General features: G+C 53.5%; 12 protein-coding genes. 9 read left to right on the top strand and 3 right to left on the bottom strand.

The features are described from left to right. Positions 1-580 precede the first annotated feature (580 nt). The 7 genes from EC840_RS06005 (at position 581) to EC840_RS05975 (ending at position 9,454) form a co-directional block, all read left to right on the top strand. Positions 581-1,483, top strand: a complete 903-nt coding sequence (locus tag EC840_RS06005; protein WP_132964409.1) for a homocysteine S-methyltransferase family protein — start codon at positions 581-583, stop codon at positions 1,481-1,483. Positions 1,484-1,550: 67 nt separating this feature from the next. Further along, the gene (locus EC840_RS06000; RefSeq protein WP_207914745.1) at positions 1,551-3,092 is read left to right on the top strand and encodes an ABC transporter substrate-binding protein; all 1,542 of its coding nucleotides are present in this window, start codon (positions 1,551-1,553) and stop codon (positions 3,090-3,092) included. Positions 3,093-3,186: 94 nt separating this feature from the next. Then, complete coding sequence (locus EC840_RS05995; protein ID WP_112290690.1) at positions 3,187-4,125, top strand: ABC transporter permease; 939 nt, start codon at positions 3,187-3,189, stop codon at positions 4,123-4,125. 18 nt (positions 4,126-4,143) lie between these two features. Next, positions 4,144-4,959 carry an ABC transporter permease gene (locus EC840_RS05990; protein ID WP_129638862.1) on the top strand — a complete coding sequence of 272 codons (816 nt, stop codon included), beginning with the start codon at positions 4,144-4,146 and terminating at the stop codon, positions 4,957-4,959. Then, positions 4,956-6,545 (top strand): ABC transporter ATP-binding protein, encoded by a 1,590-nt coding sequence (locus EC840_RS05985; RefSeq protein WP_132964405.1) that lies wholly within the window; start codon positions 4,956-4,958, stop codon positions 6,543-6,545. The genes EC840_RS05990 and EC840_RS05985 overlap by 4 nt, the downstream gene beginning before the upstream one ends. 232 nt (positions 6,546-6,777) lie before the next feature. Beyond that, positions 6,778-8,442 (top strand): methyl-accepting chemotaxis protein, encoded by a 1,665-nt coding sequence (locus EC840_RS05980; protein ID WP_132964404.1) that lies wholly within the window; start codon positions 6,778-6,780, stop codon positions 8,440-8,442. Between the two features lie 124 nt (positions 8,443-8,566). Further along, entirely contained in the window at positions 8,567-9,454 is an 888-nt protein-coding gene (locus EC840_RS05975) for an extended-spectrum class A beta-lactamase RAHN-6 (protein WP_113877255.1), read from the top strand. A gap of 83 nt (positions 9,455-9,537) precedes the next feature. Here EC840_RS05975 and EC840_RS05970 read toward each other — a convergent pair whose 3' ends face one another. Then, positions 9,538-10,527, bottom strand: coding sequence for an aldo/keto reductase (locus EC840_RS05970; RefSeq protein ID WP_132964402.1), 990 nt, complete (start codon positions 10,525-10,527; stop codon positions 9,538-9,540). Between the two features lie 750 nt (positions 10,528-11,277). Between EC840_RS05970 and EC840_RS05965 the strand changes: the two genes are divergently transcribed. Together EC840_RS05965 and EC840_RS05960 are read left to right on the top strand one after the other, a co-directional pair. Beyond that, positions 11,278-12,663, top strand: a complete 1,386-nt coding sequence (locus tag EC840_RS05965; protein ID WP_112286532.1) for a diaminobutyrate--2-oxoglutarate transaminase — start codon at positions 11,278-11,280, stop codon at positions 12,661-12,663. Between the two features lie 18 nt (positions 12,664-12,681). After that, positions 12,682-14,154 (top strand): aspartate aminotransferase family protein, encoded by a 1,473-nt coding sequence (locus tag EC840_RS05960; protein WP_129638858.1) that lies wholly within the window; start codon positions 12,682-12,684, stop codon positions 14,152-14,154. Between the two features lie 75 nt (positions 14,155-14,229). Here the strand turns inward: EC840_RS05960 and EC840_RS05955 are convergent, their stop codons facing one another. Together EC840_RS05955 and EC840_RS05950 are read right to left on the bottom strand one after the other, a co-directional pair. After that, positions 14,230-14,733 carry a YbjP/YqhG family protein gene (locus tag EC840_RS05955; RefSeq protein WP_132964400.1) on the bottom strand — a complete coding sequence of 168 codons (504 nt, stop codon included), beginning with the start codon at positions 14,731-14,733 and terminating at the stop codon, positions 14,230-14,232. Further along, positions 14,733-15,143: a hypothetical protein gene (locus EC840_RS05950; RefSeq protein ID WP_132964398.1), complete on the bottom strand. Its 411-nt coding sequence runs from the start codon at positions 15,141-15,143 to the stop codon at positions 14,733-14,735. Before EC840_RS05950 ends, EC840_RS05955 begins: the two co-directional genes overlap by 1 nt. Between the last annotated feature and the right edge of the window lie 97 nt (positions 15,144-15,240).

Here is a 15,240-nt window from a genome sequence, read left to right as displayed (position 1 = left end):
TAGGACGGACATGTTCCGGCGCAATAGTGAGTGGCGCAAAATGTCATCGCTGCGCGATTCCCGAATTTCAGGTGTCGAGCCTCTGGTCTCGAACCATTCATTCGGTGCCATTTTTGATCACGCCAATAAACTTATCTAAAAGATAAATCCATTCCGTTTTTGAATTTAAGATCGTGCGGGCGATTCAGAAATCTTGCTGAACGGAGCGGCTTCGAGACCTATGGCTCGAAGACCGAGAGAAGGCACCGCGCAGCGGCAAGATTTCCAGCCTGTCGCGGTGATACCTGAAACATAGCCAGCGAGCGGTAGCGCTGGTTGTAAAAGCGGGGAGAGATCCAAGAGAGGGAAAGCACTTCCCTCTCTTGGGCGGTTTCGGCACGAATGGCTACGTGATAACCGTTGTTAAGAAACCGAAATATTCTCGATCCAGCCTTCACGGCGAGTGAGAACAATTTGCAATTAAAAATCCACCTTTTAGCCATTAAGAAATCTAGACATCTAAACGTTCGTTTTGTAGAGTGTCATCACCTGCCGTGTTAACGATTGATTCGGCTAAGAAAAATACGATGGTGGTGACACAATGTTCAGTAACATTAAAATCCTCGATGGCGGCATGGGTCGCGAACTGGCCCGGATGGGCGCTCCTTTTCGTCAGCCTGAATGGTCTGCGCTGGCGCTGATAGAGGCTCCGCAGTTTGTGCGTGCCGCGCATGATGCCTTTATCGCTGCCGGTTCTCAGGTGATCACCACCAACAGCTACGCCGTCGTGCCGTTCCACGTCGGGGACGATGTTTTTGCTGAGCAGGGCGCGGCGCTGATCGCTCTTTCCGGCAAACTGGCGCGCGAAGCGGCGGATGCGGCTCCGGCTAAGGTGCTCGTTGCGGGTTCGCTTCCTCCGGTTCTGGGATCTTATCGCCCGGATCTGTTCGAACCTGTGGCGGCTAAAAAATTACTTCAGGTGCTGGTGGATAGCCTGACCGGTAATGTCGATGTCTGGCTGGCAGAAACACAGAGTTCTGTGGCGGAAGTTGAAGCGGTGCGTGATGTGCTGGGCGATGACCCCCGTCCGCTGTGGCTGTCCTTCACTTTGCAGGACAATCTCGACCCACAGGGCAACGCGCTGCTGCGTTCCGGCGAATCCATTGCTGAGGCGGTGAATGCTGCGCTGCGGATTTCTGCCGGTGCGGTGCTGTTTAATTGCAGCCGTCCGGAAGTGATGGCGACGGCGGTGAAAACCGCACGCGCTGCCCTGACCTCGCAGGGATCGGCGCTTGATATCGGTGTGTATGCCAACGCGTTCGAACCTTCCGATAACACGCGCGGTGCCAACGAAGGGCTGAGCAAAATGCGTCAGGACACCGATCCTGCCGGATACCTCGATTTCGCCAAAGACTGGGTGGCGCAGGGCGCGACGATGGTTGGCGGCTGCTGCGGCATCGGGCCGGAACATATTGCGGCGCTGAAAAAAGCCTTCGTTAAATAACGTCCATAAAAAGAAAAAATCACATTTTTATTCTGAAGGCATCCTTCGGAGACAGGGGAAACACATGATTGATCGTCGTTCGTTTATTAAAAGTGCGGGGGCACTTACCGTTGCTGCGGCAACGCATTCTCTGTGGCTGGGAAATGCTCTTGCTGCGGAGACAGATAAACCGAAAAAAGGCGGCCATCTGGTCGTCGGCGTGGATAACGCCTCAAGTACTGACCGTCTGGATCCGGCGTTCTGGTTCGAAACTTATATGTATTTCGTTGGCTCGCAGATGTTTAACAATCTGGTGGAAATCGACGAAAACGCGAAGCTCGCGCCGTCGCTGGCCGAGTCGTGGGCTTCCACTGACGGCAGCAAAACCTGGGTGCTGAAAATCCGTCAGGGCGTGCAGTTCCATGACGGTCGCTCACTGGGCGCGAAAGACGTGGTGTATTCCCTTAATCACCATCGTGGCGAGAAATCCACGTCGCCGGTGAAAGGGTATCTGGATCCGGTCAGTTCCATTGAAGCCACCGGTGAACATGAAGTGACGATCAAACTCACCGCGCCGGACGTCGAATTCGTCTGGCTGCTGAGCGCCGTGCATTTCGCCATTACCGCTGAAAACGAAAGCTTTGATAAAGGCATCGGTACCGGCGCCTTTATCCTGGAGAAATTCCAGCCGGGCGTCACCACGCTGACCAAACGCAATCCGAACTACTGGAACAGCGAACGCGGTCATGTCGATTCGGTCGAAACGCTGGCAATGAACGATTCTACTGCCCGCGTGGCCGCGCTGGTCAGCGGATCGGCGCAACTGATTAACCGCGTGAATCCGCGCATTGTCAGCCGCATCGAGCGTATGCCGAACCTGAAGCTGGTGCGTGCCAAAGACAGCATGATTTACACCTTCCCGGGGCTGTCGAATCTCGCGCCGTTCGATAATGTGGATGGCCGTCTGGCGCTGAAATATGCCATTGACCGTCAGAAAATAATCGACACTGTGCTCGGCGGTTATGCCAGCGTGGCGAATGACAACCCGATCTTCCCGTCGAACCGTTATTTCGCGAAAGACATTCCGCAGCGTCCGTACGACCCAGAAAAAGCGCAATTCCACTGGAAGAAGTCCGGTTTCAGCGGTCTGCTGACGCTGAATGTGGCGGATGCCGGTTTCCCCGGCGCAGTCGATGCCGGTCAGATTTATCAGCAATCCGCGGCCAAAGCGGGCATTAACCTGAATGTGGTACGCGTGCCGGACGATGCGTTCTGGAATGACATCTGGCAGAAGAAAGCTTTTGTTTCGTCTAACTGGGCGAACCGTCCGACTGCCGATGCGCTGCTTTCACTGGTGTTCACCAGCCAGTCTTCGTGGAACGAGTCGGCGTGGCATGTGCCAGAGTTCGATGCGATGGTGAAAGCCGCACGCGGTGAACCGGATGAAGCGCGCCGCAAGCAGATTTATCACGATATTCAGGTGATGCTGGTCGATCAGGGCAGCGAAATCATTCCGCTGTATGCCGATGCGCTCGACGGCTGTTCTTCCAAAATCAAAGGGTTCACCTCCGTTCCGGGGATGCCGCTGAGTGGCAACCGCGCGGCGGAAAAAGTCTGGATCGAAGGCTGAACCGGGTAAAAATATGTCTGACTTATCTGCACAACAGAAAGCGACTCAACGGCCTGCGGGCCGTTTTTCGCAACCTCATTCCGGCCTTCTGAGCATGGTGCTGGTGCGCCTGTTTTATGGCGTGCTGGTGGTACTCGCGGTCTCGGTGCTGATTTTTGCCGGTGTGCAGCTGCTGCCGGGCAATGCCGCGACGGCTATTCTGGGCCAGAGCGCGACGCCGGATGCCATTCGCGAACTGAATCTCCAGCTCGGGCTGGATAAACCGGCTGTCAGCCGCTATCTGAGCTGGCTGTTTGGCATACTGCACGGTGATTTCGGCACCAGTTTTTCTACCCGTGAAGCCATCAGCGGTCCGCTATTTACCCGTCTGGGCAATACGCTGTTTCTGGCCGGATGCACCGCCGCGATTGCGGTGCCGCTGGCGCTGCTGATCGGTTTTATCTCAGTGCGCTATCACGGCAGTGTTATCGATACGCTGCTCAATGTGATCACCCGTGCGACGGTCGCGCTGCCTGAGTTTTTCTCCGGTTATCTGCTGATCCTGATTTTTGCCATCACGCTGGCGTGGGCGCCAAGCAACAGCAGTATTACGGCAGATATGCCGCTGACGGCCAAACTTTCAGCGATCTCGCTGCCGTGTGCCACGCTGGTGCTGGCGATCCTCGGGCATATGAGCAACATGACCCGCGCCGCGCTGATTGCCGCGCAAAGTTCGGCGTATGTCGACACCGCGCTGCTGAAAGGGTTGTCGCCGTCGCGCATTTTGTGGCGTCACGTTTTACCCAATGCTGTCGGGCCGATTATTAACGTCGTGGCGATTAATCTGGCGTATCTGATGGTCGGCGTGGTGATTGTCGAAAACGTGTTTGTGTATCCGGGACTCGGACAATACATGGTCGACAGCATCAGCAAGCGTGATATTCCGGTGATGCAGGACTGCGCGCTCTTACTGGCTGGCATTTATATCCTGCTGAATTTGCTTGCAGATGTGATGGCGCTGATATCAAATCCGCGTTTACGCCACAACCGCTGAATCTTAGGAATTGTTGTCATGCCTGCATTAAAACCTGCTTCGATTCTCGGCCTGCTGGTGCTGAGTCTGTTTATTGTTATCGCCATTTTTGCTCCGTGGCTGGCGCCTCATGCACCGGATCAGACGCTCGGCATGTCGTGGGATTTACCGGGACCCAACGCACTTCTTGGCACCGATAATCTCGGACGTGATCTGCTTTCCCGGCTGATCTGGGGCACACGGGTTTCCCTGGGCGTGACCGCGCTCGCGGCGCTGGTGGCGTTTATCGTCGGCTGTACGCTTGGCTTTATCGCCGGACTGCGCGGTGGCTGGCTGGATCAGGTGATTTCCCGCTGCAACGATATCGTGATGGCGATCCCGACGCTGATCCTGGCACTGATCGTGCTGGCCGTGTTACCTAAAACCATTCTGGTGCTGACGCTGGTGCTCGGCCTGCTGGAATCTACCCGCGTACTGCGTGTGGCACGTTCTCTCGCGGTGGATATCGGCGTGATGGAATTTGTCGATGTGGCGCGTCTGCGCGGCGAAAGCCTCGGCTGGATCCTGTGGCGGGTCATTTTACCGAATGCTTTACAGACGTTAATTGCCGAATTCGGCCTGCGTTTTATCTTCATTTTGCTGTTCCTTTCCGCGCTGTCTTTCCTCGGTTTAGGCGTTCAGCCACCGACTGCCGACTGGGGCGGACTGGCACGCGATAACAAAGACGGCATTCTGTTTGGTGTCTGGGCGGCATTAATTCCAGGCGGTGCCATTGCCGTGCTGGCGCTGGCGGTCAACGCAGTGGCGGACTGGCTGATGAGCGGTCAGCGTCGCGTCTGGGGGAAAAAAGCATGAATGAACCGTTACTGAACGTTGAAAGCTTGTGTGTGGTTTCGCAGGGAAAAAATCCGCGCACGCTGGTGGATAATGTCTCTTTTACCGTCAGACGCGGCGAAGTGCTCGGACTGATTGGTGAATCGGGCGCGGGCAAATCGACCATCGGACTGGCAATCCTCGGGCATTGCCGTCAGGGGATGCGCATTCAGTCAGGCAAGATTGCCTTCAGCGGGCAGGCGCTGACCCAGCTTTCTGACCGCCAGTTGCGTCAGGTGCGCGGCAGGCAAATTGCGTATGTGGCGCAATCTGCCGGTGCGGCGTTTAATCCGGCGATGACGCTCGGCGAGCAGGTGATTGAAGCAGGGCTGAAACACAATATTTTTAACCGCCAGCAGGCGCAGGCGAGGGCGACTGAGCTGTTCGAACAGCTCGGATTGCCGGAGCCGCAGCAGTTTTATCATCGCTATCCGCATCAGGTTTCCGGCGGCCAGTTACAGCGGGCGATGATTGCGATGGCACTTTGCGCGGGGCCGGAACTGCTGATTTTCGATGAGCCGACGACTGCACTGGATGTTACCACGCAGCTCGGCGTGCTGAAGGCTATCAGCGATGTCATTCGCCTTTCCGGCGTGGCGGCGATTTATATCAGCCATGATCTGGCGGTGGTCGCGCAGATAAGCCATCACATTATGGTATTGCAGCACGGCAAAATGGTGGAGCACGCGCCGACGGCACAACTGCTGGCTGAGCCTCAGCAGGATTACACCCGCCGCCTGTTACAGGCGCAGGGCAAGACCAAAACACCGCAAACCGGCGATGCGCCGCTGATGCTGACCATCAGTAATGTCAGCGCCCGCTATCACGCGCAGCCAGTGCTGCAAAACATCTCACTCAGTTTGCCACGAGGCCGCACGCTGGCGGTCATTGGTGAATCGGGTTCAGGCAAATCGACCCTCGGTAAAGTGATTTGTGGATTACTGGTGCCGGAGTCGGGAGATGTCAGCCTTGAGCAGACCTTGCTGCCCGCCGGGCTGCGTCAGCGCAGCCGCATACAATTGCGCGATGTGCAGATGATCCATCAGATCCCTGATACGGCGCTCAACCCGAAAGAGCCCATCGGCGGCCAGATTTCGCGCGTGCTGGCGTGTTTTACCACGCTGAACCGCAGTGAGCGTGAGGCGCGGGTGAAAGCCTTGCTGGCGCAAGTCGGGCTTAATGCTGAACTGGCGAAGCGTTTTCCGGATGCGCTTTCCGGCGGTCAGAAACAGCGCGTTTGTATCGCGCGGGCGCTGGCGGCTGAACCCAAAGTTATCGTTTGTGATGAGCCCACCTCGGCACTCGACCCGTTGGTCGCCCGCGATGTGTTGGCTTTACTGCGCCAGATCCAGCAAGACACCGGCATTTCTTATCTGTTCATCACTCACGACTTGCAGGTGGTGCGGGAAGTCGCCGATGACGTCGCGGTGCTTAAACAGGGCGTGATTGTGCGCCAGGGCCCGGTCAGCTCCACTCTGGCCGAGCCGCTGGACGATTACACCCGTGAATTGCTGCACTCCGTGCCTGAGATGCGGGTCGGCTGGCTGGAAGAAATGTTTGCTAATTAATACTCTTCCTCCCCTCGCCGGGGAGGAGAAATTTTTTGTTCAGTAACATGCCTTATCAGGTCATCCTTATTTACACTTTCCTAATATTCTCTTCGCTAAAGATTCCTTTATTTATACCGATAACCCTGTTGGATTAAATAAATATCTGCAAAGTAGTTCCTCTATGTAATCAATATTTTGAAATATTTTTTCATTGTATTTATTTTATTGGCCAGGAAACAAGGGAGAAAGAATGTTTAAAGCGATCAACAATATGCGTGTCGGTGCCCGTCTGGGTGCGGCATTTAGTCTGGTGATACTGCTGCTGATCATCGTCAGCGTAACGGCAGTGACGAAAATAAGCAGTATTAACAGCACTATCGAACAAATAGTCAGCGACCGTTATGTCAAAGTGCGGCTGGCATTTGATGTCCGTGATGGGGTGAACGATCAGATTAAATATCTTCGCGGTATTGTCATCGATACCAAAAATCCTGAGCAAAATAAAAAACGTTATTTACAGCTTGATGACACCGTTAAACAAACTAATTTAGCGATGGATAAAATCGCCGCTATTCAGACTACCGTGGTCGGCAAACAGAAGATTAAAGCGTTGCAGGATGCGAGTGATACCTTTGAAGCCGCGAAAGAACAACTGGTCAATTTAGCGCGTGCCGGGGATATGGACGGCGCGACGGAATTCGTTCTGCGCAAACTGACCACGTCGCAAAATGCTTATCTGGATCTGGCAACGGCGTTTGCCGACTCGCAGGATCAGCAGTTACAGAGCGAAGGCAAAACGGCGATTGCCGATGGCGCAACGGCGATTCAGCTGACACTGATTTTCTCCGCGCTGGCGGTTCTGGTGGCGGCCGCGCTGGGCTTCTTCCTCACCCGTTCTATCACCCGTCCGCTGCATACTGCCGTAAAAGTGGCGGAAAACGTCGCGGCAGGGGATCTGACCACGCAAATCCGCGTGACATCAAACGATGAAACCGGTCAGCTCATGCAGGGGCTGAAAAACATGAATGAAAACCTGCTGAAGATTGTGACCGAAGTGCGTGCGGGCACCAACGCGATCCACAGCGCGTCCGGCGAAATCGCGGCAGGAAACCTGGATTTGTCTTCACGCACCGAACAGCAGGCCAGTTCGCTGGAAGAAACGGCATCGGCCATGGAGCAGATGACCGCGACCGTGAAGCAGAATGCCGATAACGCGCGTCAGGCCAATCAGCTTGCGGCGCAGGCTTCCCGCGTGGCTGTGCAGGGCGGAGAAGTGGTGGGCGAAGTGGTTCACACCATGGAAGGCATCAACGCGTCTTCCCGCAAAATCGTCGATATCATTGCCGTAATTGACGGTATTGCGTTCCAGACTAATATTCTGGCGCTGAACGCTGCGGTTGAAGCCGCACGTGCCGGTGAGCAGGGGCGCGGTTTTGCGGTAGTGGCTTCTGAGGTGCGGAATCTGGCGCAACGGTCTGCCAGTGCTGCGAAAGAGATCAAAGTGCTGATTGACGATTCTGTAGCGAAAGTGGATAACGGCACGCAACTGGTCGCCAAAGCCGGTTCGACGATGGCGGAAGTGGTGTCCAGCGTGAAAAGCGTGACCGACATTGTGGGCGAAATCGCTATCGCCAGTAACGAACAGAGCACCGGCATTGAGGAAATCAATAAAGCCATTACGCAGATGGATGAAGTGACGCAGCAGAACGCCGCATTGGTTCAGGAAGCGTCGTCGGCAGCGTATTCTCTCAATGAGCAGGCGGAGCGTTTATCACAAGCCATCAGCATCTTTAAAGTCAGCGCAGGTTCTGCGACGGCCGCGGTGCGTAAGGCTGCTCACGCGAAAACACCGGTATTGTTGTCAAACCGCCAGCCGGTTCCTGCCGTTGAAGAAGGTAACTGGGAAACCTTTTAAACTTCCGCATAGTTTCTGAAAATTTCTGTTTTACGTCCGAAACCCGACAAATTCTGTCGGGTTTTTTACTTTATGTGTCAGCTTTTGCCATAATCCCTTCGCCAATATAAAGGAGAAGGCTTTGATGATGAAAAATACCCTGCGTAAAACCGTGCTGATGGCAGCGGCTGTGGTGCCAATGCTCGCATTCAGCGCGCCGTCATGGGCGCAAACTGCGACGAAAATGACGTCAGTTCAGCAACAGCTGACGGCGCTGGAAAAAGAAAGCGGCGGACGTCTTGGCGTGATGCTGATTGATACGGCGGACAACTCGCAAATTGCTTATCGTGCGGATGAACGTTTTGCGATGTGCAGCACCAGTAAGTTCATGGCGGCTTCGGCGATCCTGAAAGAGAGCGAAGTGAAGAAAAATCTCCTTACTCAGCATGTCGCGTTGAAAAAATCGGATCTGGTGAATTACAACCCGATTACCGAAAAGCATCTCAACGAGGGTATGACGATTGGCGAACTGGCAGCAGCGGCCTTGCAATACAGTGATAACACCGCCATGAATAAGCTTATCGAACATCTCGGCGGGCCAAATAAAGTCACCGATTATGCACGTACGCTGGGCGACAACACTTTCCGTCTGGATCGCACCGAACCGACGCTGAATACCGCCATTCCGGGCGATGAGCGCGACACCACGTCACCGCGTGCGATGGCGCTGAGCCTGCAACACGCGACGCTGGGCTCCGCGCTGGCGGAACCGCAGCGCGCACAACTGGTGGAATGGATGAAAGGGAATACCACCGGCGCGATGAGCATCCGCGCAGGATTACCGGCGACCTGGATTGTCGGCGATAAAACCGGCAGCGGTGATTACGGCACGACCAATGATATCGCAGTGATCTGGCCTGAAAACAAAGCGCCGCTGGTGCTGGTGACGTATTTCACCCAACCCGAAAAAGATGCAAAATCCCGTCGTGATGTGCTCGCCAGTGCGGCCAAGATTGTGACGCAGGGTTATTGATCCACGCGCATAAAGATTCATTAAAACAATAAGAAAAGGGTCCGCAGGGACCCTTTTTTGTGTCTGTTTAACGCCTGATCCGGTTAACGGCCAACGCGTGCCATCAGTGAAGCCGGATAACGGTCGCCCTGAACTTTCACGGTCTCCAGTGCGGTGGCTATGGTGCGCAGTTCGGCGTCTGACAGCGTGACCTCAGCAGCGCCGAGATTTTCTTGCAGACGGTGGAGTTTAGTGGTGCCCGGGATCGGCACTATCCACGGTTTCTGTGCCAGCAGCCAGGCTAACGCTATCTGCGCGGGCGTCACTTTTTTGTCCTGAGCAATCTGGTGAATAACTGTGATCAATTGCTGATTGGCCGCCAGTGCTTGCGGAGAAAAACGTGGCACAAGGCTCCGGAAATCATCACTGCCGAACGTTGAATCTGCGGTAATCGATCCGGTCAGGAAGCCTTTACCGAGCGGACTGAATGGCACAAAGCCGATGCCCAGTTCCTCCAGCGTGGGGATGATTTCCTGCTCCGGCTCGCGCCACCACATCGAATATTCACTTTGCAGTGCGGTCACCGGTTGTACCGCGTGCGCACGGCGAATGGTCTGCGCGCCCGCTTCAGACAGCCCGAAATGTTTCACCTTACCTTCGCTGATCAGCTCTTTCACCGTACCGGCGACGTCTTCAATCGGTACATCCGGGTCAACACGGTGCTGATAGAGCAGGTCGATAACGTCGGTTTTCAGACGCTTCAGCGAGCCTTCAACGGCCTGGCGGATATGTTCCGGGCGGCTGTTAAGGATTTGCTGCTTATTATCATCGCCAAAAGTGAAACCAAATTTTGTCGCTATCACCACTTTGTCACGAACCGGTGCCAGCGCCTCGCCAACCACTTCTTCATTGAGATAAGGGCCATAAACTTCAGCGGTATCAAAGAAAGTGACGCCCCGTTCGACGGCAGCGCGGATCAGTTCAACCGCCTGTTTGGTCCCTGTGGCAGGCCCGTAGCCATGGCTCAGACCCATACAACCCAAACCGAGTGATGAGACTTCAAGGCCGGATTTTCCCAGCAGACGTTTTTGCATGTGTTTTTCCTCTTATTAATTTCTGAAATCCTGTCATCTTGTGATTATGGGATTTTGGGATTTCCCGTTGCGGGCAACGGCAGGTGATGTAGTGTCAGTAATACTAGACGCTGAACTTTCATCAGATTAGAGGGGGTTATCTGCAAGAGCTTATGAGCAGGATTCATGAATCAAGATGAGGCCGTTGTTATATCCTTGAAAAGTGGCCCTGTATTAACGGTTTTAATAAGCAGTAATAAAAGTCCGGATTATTTCGTCCCTAAGTGGAATTGATCTCGTTGTAATATATTTAAACATTTATATCAGGCCAATATTCAGCCAGTTACTGGCGATATAATTATTATTGACGCCCGTCTGCTGTCCCCGAGACTATAATTGCAATATTCACTATGACGTCTGATCCGGGTATCCCAACCCGTGCGGCGTCATGGCCATCTGGCCAAACCTCTTTGCGATTTCGTCAGCAGGAAGTGCCTGCCGGGATCCCTGTTTAGCCTGTGTTTAACAGGCCGGAAGTGCTTTTTAGGCCTTTATTAATGACCTCGTAATGGGCTTAACTCGGCACGATCGTTCATTAAATCAGCAACATATTGATTAGTATGCAAAAGAATAAACAATTCTATACAAAATAAATTATTGAGGTGGGGGCAAAAAAGCCATATATTGGCCGCGTTTTTCACAGGGTACTTACTTTTAAATTCCATTTATTCAATTGCGGCGTTACCAATAACCCGCGGTTGTAGGAGAGATATGATGACGGATAAAGTCCGTATTGACAGTTTAGGTGCGAATTCATTAAACGGAAACAATGAAACCTATTTGGCGAGACAAGCTGAATTTGAATCGAATGTTCGGAGCTATCCTCGTAAATTGCCTCTGGCAATCGCGAAAGCCAATGGCGTGTGGATCACTGATGTTGAGAATAATCAATATCTTGATTGCCTGGCAGGCGCGGGTACGCTGGCTCTGGGACATAATCATCCTGACGTGCTGCAAAGCATCCAAAATGTCATTACCAGCGGCTTGCCGTTACATACACTGGATCTGACAACACCGTTGAAAGATCAGTTCTCCGAATATCTGCTTTCTGTGTTGCCACAACAGGGCAAAGGATATTGCCTGCAGTTCACCGGCCCGTCCGGTGCTGATGCTGTTGAAGCAGCAATGAAACTGGCTAAGAAAGTCACTGGCCGTACCGGTATCATCAGTTTCTCTGGTGGTTACCACGGCATGACCCACGCCACGCTGGCGGTGACCGGTAACCTGTCTCCGAAAGAAGCGGTTAACGGCATGATGCCGGAAGTGCAGTTTATGCCTTATCCGCACCAGTACCGCTGCCCGCTGGGCATTGGCGGTGACGCTGGCGTTAAAGCCTTAACTTACTACTTCGAAAACCTGATCAACGACGTGGAAAGCGGCGTTCGCAAACCAGCGGCTGTGATCCTGGAAGCCGTTCAGGGCGAAGGCGGCGTGAACCCGGCTCCGGCTGAGTGGTTGCAGCGCATCCGTAAAGTGACTCAGGAACACGGCATTCTGCTGATCCTCGATGAAGTACAGGCGGGTTTCTGCCGTACCGGCAAACAGTTCGCCTTCGAACACGCAGGTATTGAGCCGGACATCATTGTGATGTCTAAAGCGGTGGGCGGTGGTCTGCCACTGGCTGTTCTGGGTATCAAAAAAGAGTTCGACGCCTGGGCGCCGGGTCACCACACCGGGACCTTCCGCGGCAACCAGCTGGCGATGGCGACCGGCCTGACCACGCTGAAAATTCTGAAAGAAGAAAAAATTGCCGAGAAAGTGGCTGCACAGGGCGAGTGGCTGAAAGGCAAACTGGCTGAGATGCAGAAACGTTACCCGGTAATCGGCCACGTGCGCGGTCTGGGTCTGATGATCGGTATCGAGATCGTGAAACCGAACGAAGCGCAGGATCATATGGGTTGCTACCCGGCTGACGGCGAGCTTTCTGCCCTGTTGCAGAAAAAATGCTTCGAAGCAGGCCTGATCCTCGAACGCGGTGGCCGTAATGGTTGCGTTCTTCGCCTGTTGCCTTCCCTGCTGATCACCAATGATGAGCTGGGTATTTTCCTCGATAAGTTTGAGCAGGCGCTGTTAGCGGCTGGCGTCAAGCCTGTCTGAGCGGAGTAAGAGATTCTGATGTCCGAGTTAAACCCGATTCTGGCAGGTTCAGCGCAAAGCACTGAAGCCTATCAGCAAGCCATTGCGCAGAGCAGTGAAGCTGTTGTGCAGTGGCTGCAACAACCTGAGATGTATCAGGGCAAAACCGTTGCTGAGCTGCGTGAACGTATCAAACTGGACTTCAATCCAAACGGCCTGGGTAACCAGGCCGCGATTGAACGCGCCATTGAATACTTTTTAAAAGACAGCCTGTCTGTACATCATCCGCAGTGTGTTGCGCATCTGCATTGCCCGAGCCTGGTTGTCAGCCAGGCCGCGGAAGTGCTGATCAACGCCACTAACCAGAGTATGGACTCCTGGGATCAAAGCCCGTCAGCGACCATCATCGAGATGAAACTGATCGAATGGCTGCGTACTCAGGTTGGCTATCAGGCTGGCGACGCGGGCGTGTTCACCAGCGGCGGCACCCAGAGCAATCTGATGGGTCTGATGCTGGCGCGTGATGCCTTCTTTGCCCGTCAGGGTCATTCCATTCAGCAGGATGGTCTGGTCGGTAATCTGCGTAAAGTTAAAGTGTTATGTTCTGAAAACGCGCATTTCTCTGTGCAGAAGAACATGGCATTGCTCGGTCTGGGTTATCAGTGCGTGACGCTGGTGAAAACCGACGAGTTCGCGCGTATGGACCTCAACGATCTGCGCGAGAAAGTCGCACAGGCGCAGGCCAATGGCGATCAGATACTCGCGATCGTGGCGACCGCCGGGACCACCGACGCCGGTGCTATCGACCCGCTGCGCGCCATTGCTGAACTGGCCGCTGAGCATCAGATTTGGGTTCATGTGGATGCGGCGTGGGGCGGTGCTCTGTTGCTGTCCGAAAAATACCGCGACTATCTGGACGGTATCGAGTTAGTGGATTCCATCACTCTGGACTTCCACAAACAGTTCTTCCAGACCATCAGCTGTGGCGCGTTCCTGCTTAAAGAAGAACGTCATTACGAGCTGATGCGCTATCAGGCGGCTTATCTGAACTCTGAGTTCGACGAAGCGGCTGGCGTACCGAATCTGGTGTCCAAATCACTGCAAACCACCCGCCGTTTCGATGCACTGAAACTGTGGATGGGTCTTGAAGCATTAGGACAGAAACAGTATGCCGCCATCATCGATCACGGTGTGACGATGGCGCAGGAAGTCGCGCAGTATGTGACCTCTGAAGCCGCGCTGGAACTGGTGATGAAGCCGCAGCTGGCGAGCGTGCTGTTCCGTTATCGTCCTGAGCAACTGGCGGGCAGCAGCGATGCGGCTATCGCGTTGCTGAACCAGAAAATCGGCGATGCGCTGCTGGAATCGGGTCGCGCCAACGTAGGCGTGACGGAGCATAACGGCGTGACCTGCCTGAAACTGACTCTGCTGAACCCGACGGTGACGCTGGAAGACGTGAAAGTTCTGCTGGCGCTGGTTGAGAAAACCGCACAGCAATTGCTGAACCAGTAAGTTTTAGTTCTGCGCCCAGGCGCAGCCAAAAGCCGGTGATACGAAAGTGTCACCGGCTTTTTTATTTGTGAAGATTCACTCAGACATGCTGTTAGTGCGGATATTTTCTATAGTGAAATTATCGAAAATAGGGGATTCAAATTTATTTGAAATATCACGCACACGATATATCTTCCACTTGTTCTCCTCCAGCCTGACATAAGCTGCTAAATGTTCGTGTTTTCCATCCTGAATTCCGAGCCAGACATCGACGACTTTACCCCCCATCAGATCACGGATATCACCTGTTTTGAATGCGGCAATCCACGCGGGATCATAGTCTTGTGAGTAAGTGAAATAATCAACATTAAAAATATCAGGTTCCGGAAGTTTGCTGATTATTTCCAGCTGCTTAAGAGTGTCTGTGGCGACATAGCGACGCATTTCAGCCGACTGGAGGGCTGGCGGAGGAGAACTCATGAACGTGTTCAGGTAATAATAATAAAAGTCAGTGACCTGCTGAATGGCCTTTTGGTCATCTGTTCGGGGAGAGGTGCATGCGGTCAGCAGGGTGATGAACAACATGGCAAGTATGCGCATTAAATCACCTTGAAAGTTTTCTTAGAGTCAGGGTTAACAGCAGCCTTATGACCCTGATTGTGGTACGCCGTAACTAAAACTTGATGTAATTCCCCTACGGTCAGCTTACGAATAACGGACGGCTCAATTCCCCTCAGCCAGTCAAGAAACCGACAAATACCAAAAAAATCCACACCTTCGGAGTGAAACAGGTATTCATTTTCACCTAATGAAAATGCCTGACGATAGCCTTCTTCCCCGGTGTGCAAACTTATACCAAAAAATTCCTCAACATCCTCTAGCAGGTCGCTGCCATCATCACCTGTAATGTCCAGGTCATCCTCAATAAGAGTATTTTCATCGATATGATCCTTCCTCAGACCAGCGCTTTGGCGGATACATTCGATTAGCTGAGAAAGTGAGGGGGGCATTGAGTGAGTTCCTTTTTACCTGTGTGGGGGATAGCATATTTTCTGTGGATCTAATTAACAATTAGCTACTCAGGTAATAACCTCATTTTCAGAGGTT

Origin of the sequence: Rahnella sp. JUb53 (genome assembly GCF_004346065.1) — a bacterium.
Taxonomy (GTDB): Bacteria; Pseudomonadota; Gammaproteobacteria; order Enterobacterales; family Enterobacteriaceae; genus Rahnella; species Rahnella variigena.
This window is presented reverse-complemented; position numbering and strand designations above follow the sequence as displayed.